This window comes from Herbaspirillum sp. C7C2, assembly GCF_022627865.1.
Taxonomy (GTDB): Bacteria; Pseudomonadota; Gammaproteobacteria; order Burkholderiales; family Burkholderiaceae_D; genus Herbaspirillum; species Herbaspirillum frisingense.
Window position 1 is genome coordinate 359,077 of sequence record NZ_JABXGI010000001.1, and the last position, 20,998, is coordinate 380,074.

24 protein-coding genes are annotated in these 20,998 nt (G+C 62.2%); 12 read left to right on the plus strand and 12 right to left on the minus strand.

The genetic code is table 11. The features are described from left to right. Positions 1–13 precede the first annotated feature (13 nt). The 10 genes from HWE04_RS01685 to HWE04_RS01730 all read left to right on the plus strand — a co-directional run bounded on the left by HWE04_RS01685 (position 14) and on the right by HWE04_RS01730 (position 10,039). On the plus strand, positions 14–808 hold the full coding sequence (locus HWE04_RS01685) for an AzlC family ABC transporter permease (RefSeq protein WP_241811297.1): 795 nt from the start codon (positions 14–16) through the stop codon (positions 806–808). Beyond that, entirely contained in the window at positions 805–1,128 is a 324-nt protein-coding gene (locus HWE04_RS01690) for an AzlD domain-containing protein (protein WP_077237405.1), read from the plus strand. Before HWE04_RS01685 ends, HWE04_RS01690 begins: the two co-directional genes overlap by 4 nt. 122 nt (positions 1,129–1,250) lie before the next feature. Beyond that, positions 1,251–2,441 carry a phosphoglycerate kinase gene (locus tag HWE04_RS01695; RefSeq protein ID WP_241811298.1) on the plus strand — a complete coding sequence of 397 codons (1,191 nt, stop codon included), beginning with the start codon at positions 1,251–1,253 and terminating at the stop codon, positions 2,439–2,441. Between the two features lie 198 nt (positions 2,442–2,639). Continuing rightward, the gene (pyk, locus tag HWE04_RS01700) at positions 2,640–4,073 is read left to right on the plus strand and encodes a pyruvate kinase (protein ID WP_006461736.1); all 1,434 of its coding nucleotides are present in this window, start codon (positions 2,640–2,642) and stop codon (positions 4,071–4,073) included. A gap of 26 nt (positions 4,074–4,099) precedes the next feature. Continuing rightward, entirely contained in the window at positions 4,100–5,164 is a 1,065-nt protein-coding gene (gene fba, locus HWE04_RS01705; RefSeq protein ID WP_006461735.1) for a class II fructose-bisphosphate aldolase, read from the plus strand. A 97-nt stretch (positions 5,165–5,261) separates the two neighbouring features. Continuing rightward, positions 5,262–6,158 (plus strand): phosphoribosylaminoimidazolesuccinocarboxamide synthase, encoded by an 897-nt coding sequence (locus tag HWE04_RS01710; RefSeq protein ID WP_006461734.1) that lies wholly within the window; start codon positions 5,262–5,264, stop codon positions 6,156–6,158. Positions 6,159–6,162: 4 nt separating this feature from the next. Continuing rightward, the gene (purE, locus tag HWE04_RS01715; protein ID WP_077237402.1) at positions 6,163–6,660 is read left to right on the plus strand and encodes a 5-(carboxyamino)imidazole ribonucleotide mutase; all 498 of its coding nucleotides are present in this window, start codon (positions 6,163–6,165) and stop codon (positions 6,658–6,660) included. Further along, positions 6,657–7,862, plus strand: coding sequence for a 5-(carboxyamino)imidazole ribonucleotide synthase (locus HWE04_RS01720; RefSeq protein WP_241811299.1), 1,206 nt, complete (start codon positions 6,657–6,659; stop codon positions 7,860–7,862). The genes purE and HWE04_RS01720 overlap by 4 nt, the downstream gene beginning before the upstream one ends. Positions 7,863–7,878: 16 nt before the next feature. Continuing rightward, on the plus strand, positions 7,879–8,931 hold the full coding sequence (locus tag HWE04_RS01725; RefSeq protein ID WP_241811300.1) for an L-threonylcarbamoyladenylate synthase: 1,053 nt from the start codon (positions 7,879–7,881) through the stop codon (positions 8,929–8,931). Between the two features lie 370 nt (positions 8,932–9,301). Continuing rightward, positions 9,302–10,039 carry an OmpW/AlkL family protein gene (locus HWE04_RS01730; protein WP_241811301.1) on the plus strand — a complete coding sequence of 246 codons (738 nt, stop codon included), beginning with the start codon at positions 9,302–9,304 and terminating at the stop codon, positions 10,037–10,039. 61 nt (positions 10,040–10,100) lie between these two features. On the opposite strand, the gene HWE04_RS01735 is transcribed toward HWE04_RS01730, so the two are convergent. Further along, positions 10,101–10,610, minus strand: coding sequence for a flavin reductase family protein (locus tag HWE04_RS01735; RefSeq protein WP_241811302.1), 510 nt, complete (start codon positions 10,608–10,610; stop codon positions 10,101–10,103). Positions 10,611–10,813: 203 nt separating this feature from the next. Here HWE04_RS01735 and msrA point away from each other — a divergent pair, with 203 nt between their 5' ends. Beyond that, complete coding sequence (gene msrA, locus HWE04_RS01740) at positions 10,814–11,347, plus strand: peptide-methionine (S)-S-oxide reductase MsrA (protein ID WP_241811303.1); 534 nt, start codon at positions 10,814–10,816, stop codon at positions 11,345–11,347. A gap of 95 nt (positions 11,348–11,442) precedes the next feature. Here the strand turns inward: msrA and HWE04_RS01745 are convergent, their stop codons facing one another. From HWE04_RS01745 to purB, 6 genes are all read right to left on the minus strand, one after another. Beyond that, positions 11,443–12,648 carry an SAM-dependent methyltransferase gene (locus HWE04_RS01745; RefSeq protein ID WP_077237398.1) on the minus strand — a complete coding sequence of 402 codons (1,206 nt, stop codon included), beginning with the start codon at positions 12,646–12,648 and terminating at the stop codon, positions 11,443–11,445. 57 nt (positions 12,649–12,705) lie between these two features. Continuing rightward, the gene (gene pdxH / locus HWE04_RS01750; protein WP_241811304.1) at positions 12,706–13,341 is read right to left on the minus strand and encodes a pyridoxamine 5'-phosphate oxidase; all 636 of its coding nucleotides are present in this window, start codon (positions 13,339–13,341) and stop codon (positions 12,706–12,708) included. 213 nt (positions 13,342–13,554) lie between these two features. Next, positions 13,555–14,127, minus strand: a complete 573-nt coding sequence (locus HWE04_RS01755) for a YceI family protein (protein ID WP_006461725.1) — start codon at positions 14,125–14,127, stop codon at positions 13,555–13,557. Between the two features lie 93 nt (positions 14,128–14,220). After that, on the minus strand, positions 14,221–14,784 hold the full coding sequence (locus tag HWE04_RS01760) for a YceI family protein (RefSeq protein WP_241811305.1): 564 nt from the start codon (positions 14,782–14,784) through the stop codon (positions 14,221–14,223). A gap of 52 nt (positions 14,785–14,836) precedes the next feature. Further along, positions 14,837–15,361, minus strand: a complete 525-nt coding sequence (locus tag HWE04_RS01765; protein ID WP_241811306.1) for a cytochrome b — start codon at positions 15,359–15,361, stop codon at positions 14,837–14,839. A gap of 353 nt (positions 15,362–15,714) precedes the next feature. Further along, entirely contained in the window at positions 15,715–17,082 is a 1,368-nt protein-coding gene (gene purB / locus HWE04_RS01770; protein ID WP_241811307.1) for an adenylosuccinate lyase, read from the minus strand. Positions 17,083–17,315: 233 nt separating this feature from the next. Here purB and HWE04_RS01775 point away from each other — a divergent pair, with 233 nt between their 5' ends. Continuing rightward, positions 17,316–17,930, plus strand: coding sequence for a glutathione S-transferase family protein (locus tag HWE04_RS01775; protein WP_241811308.1), 615 nt, complete (start codon positions 17,316–17,318; stop codon positions 17,928–17,930). Positions 17,931–18,030: 100 nt separating this feature from the next. Here the strand turns inward: HWE04_RS01775 and bfr are convergent, their stop codons facing one another. The 5 genes from bfr to HWE04_RS01800 all read right to left on the minus strand — a co-directional run bounded on the left by bfr (position 18,031) and on the right by HWE04_RS01800 (position 20,983). Further along, a complete protein-coding gene (gene bfr, locus HWE04_RS01780; protein WP_006461718.1) occupies positions 18,031–18,510 on the minus strand; it encodes a bacterioferritin in 480 nt (159 codons plus the stop codon). Positions 18,511–18,778: 268 nt separating this feature from the next. Further along, a complete protein-coding gene (locus HWE04_RS01785; RefSeq protein WP_006461717.1) occupies positions 18,779–19,195 on the minus strand; it encodes an ExbD/TolR family protein in 417 nt (138 codons plus the stop codon). Then, positions 19,195–19,926: a MotA/TolQ/ExbB proton channel family protein gene (locus HWE04_RS01790; RefSeq protein WP_039874140.1), complete on the minus strand. Its 732-nt coding sequence runs from the start codon at positions 19,924–19,926 to the stop codon at positions 19,195–19,197. The genes HWE04_RS01785 and HWE04_RS01790 overlap by 1 nt, the downstream gene beginning before the upstream one ends. A gap of 121 nt (positions 19,927–20,047) precedes the next feature. Then, on the minus strand, positions 20,048–20,746 hold the full coding sequence (locus tag HWE04_RS01795) for an energy transducer TonB (RefSeq protein WP_241811309.1): 699 nt from the start codon (positions 20,744–20,746) through the stop codon (positions 20,048–20,050). 9 nt (positions 20,747–20,755) lie between these two features. Then, complete coding sequence (locus tag HWE04_RS01800; protein ID WP_006461714.1) at positions 20,756–20,983, minus strand: (2Fe-2S)-binding protein; 228 nt, start codon at positions 20,981–20,983, stop codon at positions 20,756–20,758. Between the last annotated feature and the right edge of the window lie 15 nt (positions 20,984–20,998).

The following is a 20,998-nucleotide window of genomic DNA, read 5'->3' on the forward strand; positions in this document are numbered from 1 at the left end:
TAACGGAACAACAATGCAGAAGGAGACAGGCGAGCAGGGATCAGGATCGGCAGGCCAGCCAGCGCCGCACGACCTCGCCACCGCCCGCCGCATCGAGAAGGACGCCTTCCAGGAAGGCTGGCGCGCCAGTGCCTCGACCATACCGGCCGTGCTGGCCTGGGGCGTGGTCTCGGGCATGGCCATGGTCAAGTCGGGGATGAGCATCTTCCAGTCGCTGGGCATGAGCCTGCTGGTCTATGCCGGCTCGGCCCAGTTTGCCGTGCTGCCTTTGCTGGCGACCGGCGTGCCGCTGCTGGTGGTGTTCTTCACGGCCATGATCGTCAACCTGCGCTTTGTCATCTTCTCGGCCGCCGTGGCGCCGCATTTCGAGCACCTGCCCTGGTATCGCCGGGTGTGGTACGGCTTCTTCAACGGCGATATCTCGATGGCCTTCTTCCCGCAGCGCTTTCCCCCCTCGACCTTCGGTCAACCTGCAGGCAAGATCGGGTATTTTGCTGCGATCTGCTATCCGGGCTGGGTGGCCTGGCAACTCGGGGCCACCATCGGCATCCTGCTGGCCAGCCAGATTCCGGAGAGCTGGAACATCGGTTTCGCCGGCACCCTGGCACTCATTGCCATCATGATCCCCATGACCAGCAGCCTGCCGGCCTTGGCCGGGGTAGTGGTCTCCGGCACGGTGGCAGTGCTGGCGCTGGAGCTGCCCTACCGTCTGGGTCTGCTGCTGGCCATGGTGCTGGGGATGAGTGCGGCCATGCTGGCCGACAAGTTGCTTCCGGGAAAAGAAAAGGATGAAGGGGCGGCCGCATGAGTGAATGGTATGTGTGGGGCGCCATCGTCCTGATGACCGTGTCCACCCTGGTCACGCGCAGCGGCTTTTTCCTGTTCGGCCACGCGGTCAAGCTGCCGCCGCGGCTGAAGCACGCCCTGAGCTATGCCCCGGCGGCGGCCATGGCGGCCATCATCTTCCCCGATCTGGTCAGCGCGCACGGAGTCCTTGACCTGAGCCTGGGCAATCCCAAGTTGCTGGCCGGCATCGGTGGCGCCATCTTCTTTGCCGCAACGCGTCATCTTCTGGGAACTATTGTGGCGGGAATGTCACTCTTTACACTGTTGCGTTGGTTCATGTGAATCTTTGCGCACACCAGCCTGAAGCGCCCGGGATCTTGTCCGGGCTGGCAAAAAGCCGTCAGGAGCGGGTCAGGCTGGAGTAAAATACGACGTTTTTCGCCCCCTTCTTCGAATTCCTACCTATGAAATTCAACCGACTGAGCGATCTGGTTTCTGCCAATCAACTGCAAGGCAAACGCGTCTTCATCCGTGCCGATCTGAACGTGCCGCAGGATGATGCCGGCAATATCACCGAAGATACCCGCATCCGCGCTTCGGTGCCCGCCATCCGCGAAGCCAAGAAGGCAGGCGCTGCAGTGATGGTGACGTCGCACCTGGGTCGTCCCACCGAAGGCGAGTTCAAGCCCGAGGATTCGCTGGCCCCCGTGGCCAAGCGCCTGTCCGAGCTGCTGGGCAGCGAGGTCAAGCTGGTGGCCAACTGGGTCGACGGCGTGGACGTCCAGCCGGGCCAGGTGGTGCTGCTGGAAAATTGCCGCCTGAACAAGGGCGAAAAGAAGAACAGTGACGAGCTGGCGCAAAAGATCGCCAAGCTCTGCGATGTCTATGTCAACGATGCCTTCGGCACCGCGCACCGCGCCGAAGCCACCACCCACGGCGTGGCCAAGTTCGCGCCGGTGGCCTGTGCCGGTCCGCTGCTGGCGGCCGAGCTGGATGCCCTGGGCAAGGCCCTGAACCAGCCGGCCCGTCCGCTGGTGGCCATCGTGGCCGGTTCCAAGGTCTCCACCAAGCTGACCATCCTCAAGACCCTGGCCGAGAAGGTCGACAACCTCATCGTCGGTGGCGGTATCGCCAATACCTTCATGCTGGCCGCCGGTCTGAAGATCGGCAAGTCGCTGGCCGAGCCGGACCTGGTGGACGACGCCAAGGCCATCATCGATCTGATGGCCAAGCGCGGCGCCTCGGTGCCCATCCCCACCGACGTCGTGGTCGGCAAGGAATTCTCGCCGACCGCCGCGGCCACCGTGAAGGCGGCCGAGGATGTTGCCGACGACGACATGATCTTCGACATCGGTCCCCAGACCGCTGCCGTGCTGGCTGAGCAACTGGGTCGTGCCGGCACCATCGTCTGGAACGGCCCGGTGGGCGTGTTCGAGTTCGACCAGTTCGGTCGTGGCACCGAGACCCTGGCGCGCGCCATTGCCACCTCGCCGGGCTTCTCGATTGCCGGTGGTGGCGACACCCTGGCAGCCATCGCCAAGTACCACATCGCCGACAAGGTCGGCTACATCTCCACCGGTGGCGGCGCCTTCCTGGAATTCCTGGAAGGCAAGACCCTGCCTGCGGTCGAGATCCTGCTGCAACGCGCGCAGTAAGCAAGACCGGCGCCGTACTCCGCTGCCGGGTGCGGCGTCTCGTGGTCCCATCCGGGGCCATCCGAATTCTGAGTCTGTAGCATCACCAACGAGGACGCGTCCGAGACGCGCGTCCGGGGCGGAAGCGATCCGCCTGATCGGCCCTGCATCGGGCCGGGCAGCGGGCTTCTATCACCAAGTCGCAACCAGAAGGTATTCATGTCCAGAGCAACAAAAATCGTCGCCACCATCGGCCCCGCTTCCAGCGACCGCGAGACCCTGACCCGCATGATCCGCGCCGGCGTGGATGTGGTGCGCCTGAACTTCTCGCACGGCAAGCCGCAGGATCACATCGACCGCGCCACCCTGGTGCGTGAAGTGGCCGACGAATGCGGCAAGAAGGTCGCCATCATGGCCGACCTGCAGGGTCCCAAGATCCGCGTGGGCAAGTTCGAGAATGGCAAGATCATGCTGGCCAACGGCGACAAGTTCATCCTCGATTCCGACTGCCAGATGGGCAACCAGGAGCGCGTGGGCCTGGACTACAAGGCACTGCCGCGTGACCTCAAGGGCAATGACGTTCTGCTGTTGAACGATGGCCTGATCGTGCTCAAGGTCGAGCGCGTGATGGGCAATGAAATCCATACCGTGGTCAAGATCGGCGGCGAACTGTCCAACAACAAGGGCATCAACCGCCAGGGTGGCGGCCTGTCGGCGCCCGCGCTGACGGCCAAGGACATGGACGACATCAAGACTGCCATGAGCTTCCAGGCCGACTACGTGGCCGTGTCCTTCCCCAAGAACGCCACCGACATGGAGATGGCACGCCAGCTGTCCAACGTGGCCGGCGAACCCTTCGGCCACAAGCCGATGATGATCGCCAAGATCGAACGCGCCGAAGCGATCCCGCTGCTGCAGGAAATCCTGGATGCCTCCGACGGCATCATGGTGGCCCGTGGCGACCTGGCCGTGGAAGTGGGCAATGCCGCCGTGCCGGGCCTGCAGAAGCGCATGATCAAGATGGCGCGCGCCTCCAACAAGCTGACCATCACCGCGACCCAGATGATGGAGTCCATGATCGTCAATGCCGTGCCGACCCGCGCGGAAGTCTCTGACGTCGCCAACGCCGTGCTGGATGGCACCGATGCCGTGATGACCTCGGCCGAGACCGCCTCCGGCAAGTACCCGGTGGAAACCGTGGAAGCCATGCATGCCATCTGCCTGGAAGCCGAGCGCTCCGACAATGTGCAGCTGGACGCGGACTTCCTGAACCTGCGCTTCACCCGCGTGGACCAGTCGATCGCCTATGGCGCACTGTTCACCGCGCACCACCTGCGCGTGAAGGCCATTGCAGCACTTACCGAATCCGGTTCGACTGCCCTGTGGATGAGCCGGCACAACATCGATATCCCGATCTTCGCGATCACCCCCAATGTCGCCACGCGCCGCAAGGCCTCGCTGTTCCGCAACGTGCATACGCTGGAACTGGCTCAGGCGCCTGACACCGAAGCCATGTTGAAGGGCGCCCAGGATCTGCTGCTGGCGCAAGGCGTGGTGCAGAAGGGTGATCTTATCGTCGTGACCTGGGGCGAGCCCATCGGCCAGGTCGGCGGCACCAACGCGCTGAAGATTCTGCGCGTTGGCGAGTACTGATTTTTCATCGTTCTGGAGTTTTCATCATGCCTCTCGTATCCATGCGTCAACTGCTGGACCACGCCGCCGAAAACGGTTACGGCCTGCCGGCCTTCAACGTCAACAACCTGGAGCAGGTCACTGCCATCATGGAAGCCGCCAATGAAGTCGGCGCGCCCGTGATCATGCAAGCCTCTGCCGGCGCCCGCAAATATGCTGGCGAAGCCTTCCTGCGCCACCTGATCTCGGCGGCCGTGGAAGCCTATCCGCACATCCCCGTGGTGATGCACCAGGATCACGGCCAGTCCCCGGCCGTGTGCATGGCCGCCATCAAGTCCGGTTTCTCTTCCGTGATGATGGATGGCTCGCTGGAAGCCGACGGCAAGACGGTGGCCAGCTACGAGTACAACGTCGAAGTCTCGCGCAAGGTGGTCGAGTTTTCGCACGCCATCGGCGTGACCGTCGAAGCCGAACTGGGTGTGCTGGGTTCGCTGGAAACCATGAAGGGTGACAAGGAAGACGGCCACGGCGCCGACGGCACCATGACCCGCGAACAGCTGCTGACCGACGTCAACCAGGCCGCCGACTTCGTCAAGGCCACCCAGTGCGACGCGCTGGCCATTGCCATCGGTACTTCGCACGGTGCCTACAAGTTCTCGCGCAAGCCCACCGGCGACATCCTGGCCATCGACCGCATCAAGGAAATCCACGCCCGCATCCCCAACACCCACCTGGTGATGCACGGTTCCTCGTCCGTGCCACAGGAACTGCTGGCCGAGATCCGCGAATTCGGCGGCGACATGAAGGAAACCTATGGCGTGCCGGTCGAAGAGATTCAGGAAGGCATCAAGCACGGCGTGCGCAAGATCAACATCGACACCGACATCCGCCTGGCCATGACCGGTGCGATCCGTCGCTACCTGTTCGAGAATCCGTCCAAGTTCGACCCGCGTGACTACCTGAAGCCGGCCCGCGAAGCCGCCAAGCTGGTCTGCAAGGCACGCTTCCTGTCCTTCGGTTGCGAAGGCCAGGCTGGCAAGATCAAGCCGGTCTCGCTGGAAAAGATCGCCGAGAAGTACAAGAGCGGCGAACTGGCGCAGATCGTCCAGTAAGCGCTGAGCAGCGCTGAGCAATCAAGCGCCGGCACTAACCGACCGGAATCGCCCTGAACATGGCGGTTCCGGTTTTTGACTTTACGAAAAGACCATCATGAGCAGTCTGTACAAATCCTCGATCACTTCCCTGCCTCTGCTGGGCACCGGCAAGGTCCGCGAAAACTACGCCGTCGGCGACGACAAGCTGTTGATCGTGACCACCGATCGCCTGTCGGCCTTCGATGTCATCATGAACGAACCGATCCCGGGCAAGGGCAAGGTCTTGAACCAGATGAGCGATTTCTGGTTCGAGAAACTCGGCCACATCGTGCCCAACCACCTGACCGGCGTCGATCCGGAATCCGTGGTGAGCCCGGCCGAAGTGGAACAGGTGCGCGGACGCGCCGTGGTGGCCAAGCGCCTGAAGCCCATCCTGGTGGAAGCCGTGGTGCGCGGCTACATCATCGGCTCCGGCTGGAAGGACTACCAGGCCACCGGCGCGATCTGCGGCATCCAGCTGCCGGCCGGCCTGCAACAGGCTTCCAAGCTGGAACAGCCGATCTTCACCCCGGCCGCCAAGGCCGACCTGGGCGAACATGACGAAAACATCAGCTTCGAAGAGACCGAGAAGCGCATCGGCACCGAGCTGGCGCACAAAATCCGCGACGTCGCCATCCAGCTCTACAAGGAAGCCGCCGACTACGCCGCCACCCGCGGCATCATCATCGCCGACACCAAGTTCGAGTTCGGCCTGGATGACAACGGCGTGCTGCACCTGATGGATGAAGTGCTGACCGCGGACTCCTCGCGCTTCTGGCCGGCCGACAGCTACCAGGTCGGTATCTCGCCGCCGTCCTTCGACAAGCAGTTCGTGCGCGACTACCTGGAAACCGTCGATGGCTGGCAAAAGACCCCGCCGGCGCCGCCGCTGCCGGCCGACGTCATCGAGAAGACTGGCGCCAAGTACCGCGAAGCGCTGGAACGCCTGACCGGCAACAAGCTGAAGGACTGAGATCATGAGCGATACCGTCAAGCCCCTGGTGGGTGTGGTCATGGGTTCGTCCTCGGACTGGGAGGTGATGCAGAATGCGGTCGCCATCCTGAAGGACTTCGGCGTCCCGTTCGAAGCGCAGGTGATTTCCGCGCACCGCATGCCGGACCAGATGTTTGCCTATGCCGAGAGCGCCCGTGCGCGCGGCCTGCGCGCCATCATCGCCGGTGCCGGTGGTGCTGCCCACCTGCCGGGCATGATCGCCGCCAAGACCATCGTGCCGGTGCTGGGCGTGCCGGTGCCGTCCAAGTATCTGCGTGGCGAAGATTCGCTGTTGTCCATCGTGCAGATGCCCAAGGGCATTCCGGTGGCGACCTATGCCATCGGCGAAGCCGGTGCCGCCAATGCGGCCCTGTCGGCCATCGCCATGCTGGCCACCACCGATGCGGCGCTGGCTGAGAAGCTGGAAGCCTTCCGCAAGACCCAGACGCAAGTCGCTCTCGATATGAAGTTGCCTGTATGACCCAGCAGTCCGCACCCTCGCTTAACCCTGCCGTTCCCTCGACCACCCCGGCCACCTGGTTGGGCGTGATGGGAGGCGGCCAGTTGGGGCGCATGTTCGCGCATGCCGCGCAGAGCATGGGCTTCAAGGTCGCCGTGCTGGAAGCCGATGCCGACTGTCCGGCCGGCCAGGTGGCGGACCGCCTGATCACCGCCGCCTACGACAACGGTCCGGCGCTGGCCGAGCTGGGTGCGCTGTGCGCTGCGGTCACCACCGAATTCGAGAATGTCTCGGCCAAGAGCCTGGCGACGTTGGCGGCCCAGACCTTCGTGGCACCGGCGGCCTCGGGCGTGTCGATCGCCCAGGACCGCACGGCCGAGAAGGCTTTCTTCACCGAGTGCGGATCGCGTTCCGGCGTACTGCCGGCCCCGCATCTGGTGATCAATACCGAAGCCGACATCGACGGTCTCGATGCGAACCTGCTGCCCGGCATCCTCAAGACCGCCCGCATGGGCTATGACGGCAAGGGGCAGGTGCGCGTGCGCAGTGTCGAGGAAGTGCGCACTGCCTTCGCCGCCATGAAAGGCGTGACCTGCGTGCTGGAAAAGATGCTGCCGCTGGCCTATGAAGTTTCCGTGCTGGTGGCGCGGGGGCATGATGGCCAGGCCGTGGTCTATCCGATCGCCGAGAACGTGCATCGCGATGGCATCCTCTTCACCACCACCGTCCCCGGTCCCAACATCAAGCCGGATGCCGCCGAGCGCGCGCAGCAGGCAGCGTTGCAGATCATCGGCGCGATGCAGTACGTGGGTGTGTTGTGCATCGAATTCTTCGTGCTGGAGGATGGCGCGCTGGTGGTCAACGAAATGGCGCCGCGTCCGCACAACAGCGGCCACTACACCATCGATGCCTGTGTCACCAGCCAGTTCGAACAGCAAGCCCGCGCCATGGCGCAATTGCCGCTGGGCGATACGCGCCAGCATTCGCCGTCGGTCATGCTCAACATCCTGGGTGACGTCTGGTATGAAGGCGATGGCGACAGCCAGCGCGAACCGGCCTGGGACCAGGTCCTGGCGTTGCCCGGTGCGCACCTGCACCTGTACGGCAAGGCCGAGGCGCGACGCGGTCGCAAGATGGGTCACGTCACCTTCACCGGTGCCACGCTGGAAGGTGCGCAGCAGCAGCTGGCTGCAGCCTGCGGCATTCTGGGTATCCCACTGTAAGCGGCAGGACCAGGCGATGAACGACAAGAGCACTTCCCCGGCCCCGCATATCGATGCCGCCGCCGTCATGCATGCCGCCCGCAAGCTGGAGCAGGGCGGCCTGGTGGCGTTCCCGACCGAGACGGTCTATGGTCTCGGCGGCGATGCCGAGAACCCGGCGGCGATTGCCGCCATCTATGCGGCCAAGGGGCGACCGGCCAATCATCCGGTGATCGTGCATGTCTCGCCGGAGGCTGACATCGGCTATTGGGCCGCATCGGTCCCGGTGGAAGCGAGACGCCTGATCGCCTCGTTCTGGCCCGGTCCGCTGACCCTGATCCTGAAGCGCGCAGCGCATATCCCCGACGCCGTGGCCGGCGGCCAGGACTCGGTGGGACTGCGTTGCCCTGCGCACCCGGTGGCGCAGGCGCTGCTGCGTGAATTCCGTGGCGGCAAAGGCGGTATCGCCGGCCCCTCCGCCAACAAGTTCGGCCACGTCAGCCCGACCACGGCTGACCATGTCCGCGAGGAATTCGGCAGCGATGCCGACAGCCTGGTGGATTACGTGCTTGATGGTGGACAGAGCGAAGTCGGCATCGAGTCGACCATCGTCGATCTCTCGCGGGTGGAGACCCACGGCCCGGTGCTGCTGCGCCCCGGCCAGATCAGCGCGGACCGCATCGCCGCCGTGCTGGGCGTGCCGCTGGCCACGCCCGACGCCACCGCGCCACGTGCTTCCGGGACGCTCGACGCCCACTATGCGCCGCATACGCCGGTGGTGCAGGTTGAGCCGGGCCGGCTGCAGGACGTGCTGGCGCGTCTGGCCGCCATCGGCAAGAAGGTGGCCTTGATCGGCGGTGGGCAGCACGAAGGCAAGGTAAGCGCGACGGTCGTGCGCGCGATGCCGGCGTCGGTCGACGCCTATGCACACGATCTCTATGCTGCGCTGCGCGACATGGACCATACCGGTGCCGACCTGATCGTGGTCGAGTCACTGCCGGCGACGCCGGCGTGGCAAGGCGTCAACGACAGGCTGCGCCGTGCGGCCTTTGATTCGCAAGGCGTGCTGGAAAGACTGCTCAACGCTTGAGCTGAGGCCGTCTTCCCCTTCCTGTTTGCTCGCTCCCCCGAACGCCTGCTGTCGCGCTGTTCCCGCGCTGTCAGCCGCGCTGGTACTGACTCTGCGGTCAGTAGGTCAGTCGCCGGTTGTCAAAAGCCTACAGGGTCCGATGGGGGCTTCACAACTTCTATACAAAATATGACAAAGCTGGCATAGTATCTCCAAAGAATAGCACGCGCGTTCTTTTTGTTTCATCAGTGTAAAAGCAGGGTCATCCGCAGTGACGTGAACTTACGCTGAATAATGAAAAGCGGTAACCAGCCGTGAACACAATCCCGTCAGACGCCAGCCGTCGGGAATAAAAAATCCGGGCCACGCCCGCAAACTCTTGGAGACAGCAATGCAAAAACAATTTTCCTTCTTGCCCAAACTCGCCGCGTTGTCCGTGATGGCAGCCTTTGCTGCGCCGGCCATGGCACAGACTGCGGGCAGCAACGTGGTCAACCTGGGCTGGTTCCACCTGGCACCGCAGGATTCCAGTGGCGGCCTGACCAAGCTCAACGGTCCTGGCGCTGCCAGCTATCCCAACCGCACCTCCTCGGTCAGCAATGCCGATACCGTGGGGATCGCCTTCACCCACTTCTTCACCGACAACTTCGCGCTGACCGCCGACCTGGGCATTCCGCCCGAGTTCAAGCTCAAGGGTACCGGTGACCTGCAAGCCCTGGGCGAACTGGGCAAGGCCAAGCAGTGGAGCCCGGCCATCGTCGCCAAGTATTACTTCGGTGGTGCCAATGACACCTTCCGTCCCTTCGTGGGCGCCGGCGTGACCTATGTGTGGTATTCCGACGTGTCGCTGTCGCGCAATTTCCAGAATTCGGCATCGCTGAACACTGGTGGTACCGCCAGCGCCTCGCTGAGCTCCTCCTGGTCGCCCGTGCTGACCGGCGGCGCCACCTACGCCTTCAACGACCGCTGGTCGGCCAGCCTGTCGGTGTCCTACATTCCGCTCAAGACCGATGCGGATATCACCGCACAGCCGGCCGGTGCCGCTGCGGCCCTGGGTCCCCAGCGCTACAAGACCACCATCACGCTGGATCCGATCGTGACCTTCCTGTCGGTGGGCTACAAGTTCTAAGCGGTCCCGGACGAAAAAAAAGCGCCCTCGGGCGCTTTTTTTTCGTCCATCACTGTGGTGTTCAGACGTCTTCGGTCTTGCTGAAGCGGCCGTTGTGGAAGACCAGTGCCGATTGCGGCCGGACTTCGCAATGTTCGACTTCGCCCACGAAGATGACGTGGTCGCCTTCCGGATACTGGCTGCGGTTGTGGCATTCGAACCAGGCCGACACACCTTCCAGCACCGGCTGCCCGGTACGCGAAAGCGTATAGGGCACGCCCTCGAAGCGGTTTTCCATCCTGCTGGCGAACTGCTGCGCCAGATGCGCCTGTTCGGCACCGAGGATGTTGATGACGTAATGCGAATTGCCGGAGAAGACCGGCATGCTGTTGGCGCGCGTGCCCAGGCTCCAGAGCACCAGCGGCGGGTCCAGCGAGACCGAATTGAAGGAGCTGGCGGTCAGGCCCAGCAGCGTGCCATCGGCCAGACGGGTGGTGATGACGGTGACACCGGTGGCGAACTGGGACAGGGCCTGGCGGAAATGCGCGGCGTCGAACTGGCGCGTGTCGGCGCGGGGAAAACGTGTGTGCATCGGGAGTATGGTCTGGGTCGGGGCGCCCGGGCCGCATTGTTGCGGTCAGCCGGCATGGCGCAGATGTGCACATGATAGCGGATACGGCCTGCTTCTGCCGCCGTCATGCTGCGGCGCAGTCTTGACAATCATTCACGTCAGCCATACATGAAGTGCTGAATTGGAGTAAAGTTTTACGACAAGCAACTCAACGGGAGAACAGCATGGCCACGGAAATCGCAGTACTGGGCGGGGGCTGCTTCTGGTGTCTGGAAGCGGTTTACCAGCAGGTCAGGGGCGTGCAGTCGGTGGAGTCCGGCTATACCGGCGGCAGCGTCGTCGATCCCAGTTATGAACAGGTGTGTGGCGGGCAGACCGGGCATGCGGAGGTGGTCAAGCTGGCCTTCGATCCGCAGCAGATCAGCTATCGCGAGATCCTGGAGATCTTCTTCACCATCCACGATCCGACCACCCTGAACCGCCAGGGGAACGACGTCGGTACCCAGTACCGTTCGGTGATCTATTACCAGGACGAGGTGCAGCATGACGTCGCCAAGCACATCATCGCCGAGATGGCCCTGGTGTGGGATGCCCCGATCGTGACCGAGCTATCGGCGCCGCAGCCGTACTACCGGGCCGAGGACTACCACCAGAACTATTTTGTGCAGCATCCGTTCCAGGGCTATTGCGCCTTCGTGGTTGCGCCCAAGGTGGCCAAGCTGCGCGAGGTGTTTGCCGAGAAGAGCAAGCCGGCATAGCGAGGTGAGACAGGTACTGCCCGGATGCGTGGGGCAGAAAGCAGAACGGGCATGCCGCGGCATGCCCGTTCTTGCTTGATGGTGTCGGCGAAATCTTATTTTTGATAAATGTACTTGCGTGACCAAGGCAGCGTCTGTGCGCTGTTGCCGGCCTTGGTGCAGATGACCTGGTAGAGCGAAATCCAGTCGCGTTCGAAGCCGTAGGAGCTGCCGGCCAGGTAGACGCGCCAGATACGGTAATGCTTCTCGTCGGTGACCTTGTGGATGGCCTCGGTATTGGCCTCGAAGTTGTCGGCCCAGATGCCGCAGGTACGGGCATAGTGGCGCCGCAGGTTTTCGACGTCGAAGGCTTCCAGCCCACCCTCCTGCATGGTCTTGAGCACGGTGCTGATATGCGGCAGCTCACCGGCCGGGAAGACGTACTTGTCGATGAATTCGCCGGCACCGTAGGGTGACTCGCCGTTTTCGATATCGGTACTGGTGATGCCGTGGTTCATTGCCATGCCGCCATCGGCCAGCAACTTGCGGATCTGGGCGAAGTAGCCCGGCAGGTTCTTGATGCCGACGTGCTCGAACATGCCCACCGAGGTGATGCGATCGAAGCTGCCGGTGACATCGCGGTAGTCCTGCAGGCGGATGTCGATGCGGTCCGAGAGCCCGGCAGCTTCGACCCGTTCGCGCGCCAGCGCATACTGGTTCTTCGACAGCGTCACCCCCACACAGCGGGCACCGTACTTCTGCGCCGCCCGCAGCACCAGGGCACCCCAGCCACAGCCGATGTCGAGCAGGGTCTGGCCGGGCTTGAGCTGGATCTTTTCCAGGATGTGGTCGATCTTCTTCAACTGCGCGCTGCCCAGGTCCTCGTCGCCGTTCTCGAAGTAGGCGCAGGAGTAGACCATGTTCTCGTCGAGGAACAGCTTGTAGAAGTCGTTGGAAACGTCGTAGTGGTACTGGATGGCTTCGGCGTCGCGCTTCTTGGTGTGCGTCACGCTGCGCACCATGCGGCCCAGACGGCCTTCGGCCTTGAGGGTGTTGGCGGCCAGGGCATTGGCCACGTTGATGATGTTCTTGACCTTGCCCTCGACTTCGATCTTGCCCTCGACGTAGGCTTCGCCGAGGTTGGAGAGGGAGGGCGTCAACAGCGAGGTGATGGCCGATGCATGCGGGACTTTCAAGGTGACTTCCGGCGCGCCGGTGCCGAAGTCGTACTGCTGTCCGTTCCACAGCACCAGCCGCAGGGGCAGGGCGGATACGTTGCGGATGTTTTCCACCCAGGCGTCAAGCTTCTTTTCCCAAAACACGATTTTCCTCCGCGTCAGTGATGAATGCTTTGCGCCCTGCCAGGCATGCTACTTCCCTCAGGGCTGCAGGCGCTGCCGCTGCCATTGCCCGTTGGCATCACGCGTGTAGAGCACGCGGTCGTGCATACGGGAGGGGCGGCCTTGCCAAAATTCGATGCGATCGGGAATAACACGGTAGCCGCCCCAGTGCGCCGGGCGGGATGGATGCTCCCCGACTTGCTGCTTGGTTGTTTCGTATTGCTGTTCCAGCGTCTCGCGGTCGGCCACGGTACGGCTCTGCTGCGATGCAATCGCACCGAGCTGGCTGGCCAAGGGGCGACTGTAGAAGTAAGCGTCACTTTCTTCCTTGGTAACGCGTTCGATCTTTCCTTCGATGCGAACCTGGCGTTCCAGTTCTACCCAGTGAAACAGCAAGGCCACGTAAGGCTGGGCGGCGACGTCCACGCCCTTGCGGCTGTCGTAGTTGGTAAACCAGGTAAAGCCCTGCTGGTCGAACTGCTTGATCAGCACGATGCGCGACGAGGGGCGTCCATCGGCCCCGACCGTGGCCACGCTCATGGCGTTGGGCTCGGGGATCTGCGCTCGGGTCGCCTCATCGAACCAGATCGCGAACTGGTCGATCGGGTCGGCGGCGGTATCGAACTCGGACAAGCTGGCGCGGCTGTAGTCTTTACGTAGGTCTGCTAACGACATGCTACTTGCTCCTTGGGGAACGGCGCTTAGATTAGCGCGTTTTAAAAAGTTTTGCAGGGCAGCAAAACGGCGAATGCGAGCCATTGTGCGGCGTTGCGGCAAATTGCTCCATGATCGCAAGCAAGCCGCACAAACAAAAAAGCCGATGCATTATCGCATCGGCTTTTGTTTGCTTCCTGCTGCAGAGCTTCACCTCTGCGTTGGAAAAGCGAATCAGTTGGTCTTGATCGCTTCGACCTGGATGGCCAGCTTGGTCTCGGTGGAGAAACCATACTTGGCGCCGTAGTCGATACCGAAGTCGGCGCGGTTGAAGGTGGCCGAGGCGTCGCCACCGCAGACTTCGCGCTTGAGCATCGGGTGCTGGATGCAGGTGAACTTGTTCAGGGTCAGGGTGACCGGCTTGGTGACGCCATGCAGGGTCAGGTTGCCTTCCACGGTGGCCGGCTTGTCGCCGTTGAACTTGATCGTGCCCTTGTACTCGGCGGTCGGATACTTGGCGACGTCGAACATATCGGCGCTCTTGGCGTGATCGTTCATCTTGCTCATGCCGAAGTCGATGGAGGCGGTGTCCACGATGATGTCGACGGTACCGGTCTTGGCAGCGCGATCCAGGGTGACGGTGCCGCTGGTCTTGTCGAACTTGCCGCGCCAGATCGACACGCCCATGTGGTCAGCTTCGAAGCTGGGATAGGTGTGGCTGGGATCGATGCTGTAGGTGTCGGCAGCGTTGGCGGAAACGGCGGCGCCAGCGGCGACCAGGGCGAGCAGGAGGTGGTTCAGTTTCATGTGATTCGATTCCTTGTTGAGAGAAAAAAGCGCTGGGGGAAGCCCGCTGCGAGGCGGTGCGACATGGCGCGGAGCTGCTGTTTTATTGTTGGCTTACTGTGCGACGATGTGGAACTTGATCGTGACTTCATCGGCCACCATGCCGGTGTCCTTCCATTCGCCTTCGCCGATGTTGTAGGTCAGGCGCTTGATGGGCAGGGTACCGTCGAAGACCTGGGCACTGCCTTCCTTCTTCACGGTCAGGGGGAAGGAGACGTCGGTACTCTTGCCCTTGATGGTCAGCTTGCCGGCCACGTCAAACTTGCCGCTGCCGGCCGGCTTGATGCTGCTGGTGACAAAAGTGGCCTTGGGGAACTGCGCGGCGTTGAACCATTCCTTCTTCAGCACTTCCTTGTTGTACTCAGGCTCGCCCAGGTCGAAGCTGGCGACGTCGATCTCCACCGTAGCCTTGCCTTCTGTCGGCTTGGCGGCATCGAAATCGATGGTGGAGGTGAACTTCTTGAACTTGGCGTCCACCGGGACGTTGAGCTGCTTGAAGGTGGCGGTTACGGCGCTCTTGGCGGCATCCACTTTTAACGGAGCCGCTTGTGCAGCCAATGTGAAGGAAGCGGCAGCCAGGGCCAGCAGGGAGGGGCGGATGAAGCGGGAGAGGGTCATGTCGGGTTCCGTGTAAAAACGAGCAAGATATGAAGAATCAGGCGATGCAGGTTCAGGGCAGCATGCGCTTGAAGATATTGTCACGATCGATGAACTGGTGCTTCAGCGCAGCCAGTACGTGCAGCGCGAAGGCCGCCAGCAGCGTCATGTTGAGCCAGTAATGGGTGGCCTTGAGCAGTAGCTTGAGTTCGGGATTGGGTGCGATCAGCACCGGCAGCGGCACCACGCCCAGGTAGACCACCGGCACGCCGGCGGCCAGGCTGTAGAGATAGCCGGAAACAGGAATGGCAAACATCAGCACGTACAGCCCCAGGTGCAGGCCATGGGCAGCCGACTGCTGCCATTGCGGCATGTTGCGCGGGTAGGCCGGTGCCTTGTGCGTGAGGCGCCACAGCAAGCGCACGCAGACCAGGGCCAGGACGGTCACACCCAGCCACTTGTGCCAGGAAAAATACTTCAGTTTGGTCGGCGTCAGGCCAGGAATGTCGACCATGGTCAGGCCCAGCCCGAAGGCGGAAATGATCAGCAGGGCAATCAGCCAGTGCAGCAGTACGGCGGGTTTGGTGTAGCGATCCATAGGGCAGGCAGAAGTTGGTGGCGGTTGGAGCGGCTAGCTCTGCAATGGTTCTGCAGGGCGGGCAGTTCGTTCTTGCGTCGGGGGAAGTGTTCGGCATGAAGTCTTCAATGCGAAGTCTTCACGAGATGCGCGGCGCCAAGGCCTTGCATTCCCGGCGGCAAGGGATGATGCCACTCTTTTTGACGCTGATGAGTATAAAGAGCTTTGGCTACTCGCATTACTGGTCGAAATGGTACTTCAGCCATCCGGTTTTGCGAGTAATCAGTTTTGCTTCAGTTTATTCTCTGCGCAAATGAAAAATGGCGCACATTGCTGTGCGCCATTCCAAAGGCGGGCGAGCGGGACTGGCAGGATCAGATGGTCTTGGCCAGTTCCACGGCGGTGCCGATGTAGTTGGCCGGGGTCATGGCCAGCAGATGGTCCTTGGCCTCCTCGGGGATGGCCAGGCCGTTGATGAAGTCACGCAGCGCATCCTTGGAAATACCCTTGCCGCGGGTCAGTTCCTTCAGTTGTTCATACGGATTCTCGATGCCATAACGACGCATCACGGTCTGCACCGGCTCGGCCAGCACTTCCCAGGTGGCGTCGAGGTCGTCGGCCAGGCGTTGCGGGTTCACTTCCAGCTTGTTCAGGCCACGCAGGCAGCTATCGTAGGCCAGCACGGTATAACCGAAGCCCACGCCGATGTTGCGCAGCACGGTGGAGTCGGTCAGGTCGCGCTGCCAGCGCGAGACCGGCAGCTTTTCGGCGAGGTGCTTCAACACGGCGTTGGCCATCCCCAGGTTGCCTTCGGAGTTCTCGAAGTCGATCGGGTTGACCTTGTGCGGCATGGTCGAGGAACCGATTTCGCCAGCCTTGGTGCGTTGCTTGAAGTAGCCCAGGGAGATGTAGCCCCAGATGTCGCGGTTCAGATCCAGCAGGATGGTATTGGTACGGGCGACGGCATCGAACAGTTCGGCCATGTAGTCATGCGGCTCGATCTGGATGGTGTAGGGATTGAAGACCAGGCCCAGGCGCTGTTCCACCACCTGCTTGGAGAAGGCGGCCCAGTCGGTCTGCGGGTAGGCCGAGAGGTGGGCGTTGTAGTTGCCAACGGCGCCATTCATCTTGCCCAGGATCTCGACGGCGGCGATGCGCTTGGCAGCGCGTTGCAGGCGTGCCACGACGTTGGCCACTTCCTTGCCCAGGGTGGTGGGGCTGGCCGGTTGGCCGTGGGTACGCGAGAGCATCGGCACGGCGGCGTGCTCGTGCGCCAGTTCGGTCAGGCGGGCGATCACGGCTTGCAGCGAGGGCAGCACGACGGTGTCGCGGGCGGCCTTCAACATCATGCCGTGCGAGGTGTTGTTGATGTCTTCGGAGGTGCAGGCGAAGTGGATGAATTCGGAGGCGGCCACCAGCTCCGGCACATCCTTCACTTTTTCCTTGAGCCAGTATTCGACCGCCTTCACGTCATGGTTGGTGACGGCTTCGATTTCCTTGATGCGGGCGGCGTCGGCCTCGGTGAAGTCGGCGGCCAGCTTGTCCAGCAAGGCGCGTGCCTCGGCGGAGAACGGCTTGATCTCGGCAAAGCCGGCTTCGGACAGGGCTTGCAGCCAGGCAATCTCGACCTTCACGCGATGGTGCATGAAGCCCGCTTCGGAGAGCAGCGGACGCAGTTTATCGGTCTTGGAGGCGTAGCGGCCGTCCAGCGGGGACAGGGCCGAGAGAGCAGAGAGGGACATGATGGAAACGGATGAGATGCGTTGACTGAAGATTGGCGAGTTTTCAGAGGCATTTGCCTAAAAACCCGAATCGCCCGAGGCCGGCATTTTACCATCCGCGCGCTGGGCAGCCCAGTTTTCCGGCCAGCACGCGTTGTTGGCCGACCGTTGCTTTCCGTCCCTGGCATTACTCTTCACGATTTTGCCAAGAAATGCGAATGTTATAATCGACTCAGATCATTACTCCACTTGCTATGCTAAAACTCATCGGCTCCAATGCCAGTCCCTTCGTGCGCAAGGTGCGCGTCGTGATGGCTGAAAAAAAGATCGATTACGAATTCATCCTGGAAGATGTCTGGAGCGCATCGACCACCATCCAAGAAAACAATCCGCTGGGCAAGGTGCCTTGCCTGCTGATGGATGACGGTGGCGCCATGTTCGACTCCCGCGTGATCGTCGAGTATCTCGATACCCTGACCCCGGTAGGCAAGCTGCTGCCCCCCAATGGTCGCGAACGCGCCGAGATCAAGTGCTGGGAAGCGCTGGCGGACGGCATGCTGGATGCCGCCGTGCTGGTGCGCCTGGAAAAGACCATGCGGCCGACCAAGCAGCAGAGCCCGGAATGGATCAAGCGTCAGTGGAGCAAGGTCGAGGCCTCGCTCAAGGCAATGGCCGACGGTCTGGGCGAAAAGCCTTTCTGCGTGGGCAATCATTACACCCTGGCCGATGTGGCGGTCTGCTGTGCACTGGGCTGGCTGAGCTTCCGCTTCCCGGATCAGGCCTGGCGCGATGACTATCCGCAACTGGCGCGCCTGTTCGACAAGGTGTCGGAGCGGGTGTCGTTCAAGGATACGGTGCCGCACCTCTGAGGCTGTCCCTGCTGTAGGGGACAAGGTCCTCAAACAAGGTCAACAAAAAAGCGCGCTCAACCGAGCGCGCTTTTTGTTTGTCTGCCTGGGCAGCGCAGCTTTATTCGCTGGCAGGCGACATCTGACTTTGCAGGTAATTCTGGATGCCGACCTTGTCGATCAGGTCCAGCTGGGTTTCCAGCCAGTCGATGTGTTCTTCGGTGTCGTCCAGGATCATCTGGAACAGTTCACGGGAGACATAGTCGCCATGCTGTTCGCAGGTGGCGATGCCTTCCTTGACGGTCTTGTGGGCGGCCTGTTCCAGCTTCAGGTCGCATTCGATCATTTCCTTGGTGTTTTCACCAATCATCAGCTTGTGCAGTGCCTGCAGGTTGGGCAGGCCGTCCAGCATCAGGATACGGTCGATCAGCTTGTCGGCATGCTTCATTTCGCCGATGGATTCGGCGTATTCCTTGGCGCCGATCTTGTCCAGACCCCAGTGCTTGTACATGCGGGCATGCAGGAAATACTGGTTGATGGCGGTAAGTTCGTTGGTCAGCTGGGCATTGAGCAACTTGATGACTGCGGGATCGCCTTTCATGGGCACCTCGAAAAAATGGGGGATTGAAGGGGGAGCCGCGTTTGCTGGGGGGCGGATGGCTGCCTGGCCACGGCGTTGACGGACGGATCATAGCGCAGCCGTTTCCAATCTTCATCATTAATTAGCGCGAATCATTCTTGCCTTTGTTGCTGCGAGTGAATGAAAACAAAAAAACCTCCGTCGGCGGGCGAGGGAGGTTTTTCCGGCCATCCCTTGGGATGGGCATCGGGCGACCGGCAGGTGGTCGCGTCGCGGCTTGTTTCGCGGCTTATTTCTTCTCGGGATCCGTCACGAACCCGATCTTGGCGAGGCCGCCCGATTGTGCTGCCGCCATGACCTGCGCCACCTTTTCGTACTGGGTGGTGCGCTCGGCGCGCAGGTGCAGTTCGGGCTGCGGTTGCTTCTGGGCCGCCACGGCAATGCGCGCACCCAGTTCGCTGCTGTCGATCTTTTCTTCGTTCCAGAAGACGTTGCCGGTCGCGTCGATGGACAGGTTGATGCTTTCCGGCTTGACCTGGTCGGGCTGGCTGCTGGCCTTGGGCAGGTCGATCTTGACCGCGTGGTTCATCACCGGGATGGTGATGATGAAGATGATCAGCAGCACCAGCATCACGTCCACCAGCGGGGTGGTGTTGATCTCCGGATTGAAGTCGTCGTCCGAATCGGACAGGGAACCCATTGCCATCATGCCCTCCCGACGGCGGTCAGCTTGGCCTTGCCACCATTGGGCTGGCCGTCTTCATCGGCGGCGCGTGCGCCGGTGACGAACAGGGCATGCAGGTCGAAGCCGAACTTGTTGAGCTTGGCGATGGTGGTCTTGTTGCCGCGTACCAGGGCGTTGTAGCCAAAGGTGGCGGGAATGGCCACGGCCAGGCCGAGTGCGGTCATGATCAGCGCTTCGCCCACGGGGCCTGCGACCTTGTCGATGCTGGCCTGGCCGGTGGTGCCGATGGACACCAGTGCGTGATAGATGCCCCAGACGGTGCCGAACAGGCCCACGAAGGGCGCGGTGGAGCCCACCGAAGCCAGTACCGCCATGCCGGTTTGCAGCTTGCCGGAGGCTTCGTCGATGGCCTGGCGCAGCGACAGGGTGACCCAGTCGCTCACCGACAGCTGGTCATGCAGGTGGCCCTTGTGGGCGGTGTGGTGGCTCATCGCGGTGACACCGGCGCGGGCGACATCGGCGAAGGGATTTTCCTGACCCAGGGTGGCCACGCCTTCAGGCAGGCTGGTGGTATCCCAGAACTGGTGGCCAGCGGCCGCCGAGGCCTTGCGGAAACGCAGCAGCTGCAGTGCCTTGGTGATGATCACGTACCACGATGCGATCGACATCGCCAGCAACAGGACGGCGACGCCCTTGGTCACGAAATCGCCTTGCGCCCAGAGGCTTTCCAATCCGTAGGGACTAACTTCCATGATATTTCCTTCTATTTGTGTCTATCAGATGAGGGGATGATGAAACGGATACGATGCCGGGCCAGGCCCGGCAAAATGCTGTCGATGCTGTCCAGTGCTGCGTGGTCCGGACTCAGCGGTCTCAGTTCAGGCGGAAAGCCAGGCTGCCGACCGTGCTGACGGTGATGGCCTTGCCATTCTCGATGTAGGGCTTGAACACGGCACGCATGATGGCCGTACGCGCTGCATCGTCCAGGCGGGAATAGCCTGAGGACTTGGTGATCTCCACCTTTTCCGCGCGGCCGCTGGTGTTGACGGTGACGCGGAACTCGACCACGCCTTCTTCACCCATGCGGCGCGAGACGCTGGGGTAGCTCGGATTCGGTTTCTCGATGTATTCGATGCCGGACGTGATCTGCTTGGGCAGGACCGGACCCGGTGGTGCGGCCGGTGCCGGGGTCGGCTCGGCGGCTGCCTGAGGCGCAGGCGTGGCCGGCTGCGGCGGTTGCGGTGGTGCGGTGATGCTGGTCGGGGTTGGCGTTTCCGTCACCGGGATCGGCTTGGGCGGCGCCACTACCTTCTTGACGATCTTCACCTGCTTGGGCGGGGCCGGCTCGGCCTTGGGAGGTGCCGGTTCAGGGGCCTTTTCCGGCACGATGAAGGTGGCGATGACTTCCTTGGGGACGGCATTGACGGCCTGCTTGACCAGGCCGCTTTGCAGCGCCCAGAAGAAAGCGATGTGCAACAGGATGATCAGGCCCAGCGGGCCGATCTTGCGTGCCTGGCGCAACAGGGCGCTGGGTGGGCTGACACTCATGAGAGACGGTGAAATGGCGTTCATTGATCTTGTTCAGGCGGCCGCGAAGGCGGGATGGAATACCACCGGACGGGCGCCCTGCTGTGTTTGTCGGGTATTGCTGAGACACTCGCGCAGGACATTCTTGGCGCAGGAATGGCACTTGCCGCAGCAAGTACCCACGCCGAGCTGCTTGCGCAACTCGGCCATGGACGTCATGCCTGCATCGACCGCCTGATGGATCTTGCCTTCGGAGATGTTGTTACAAACACATACGATCATTGTACGCCTTGCTGC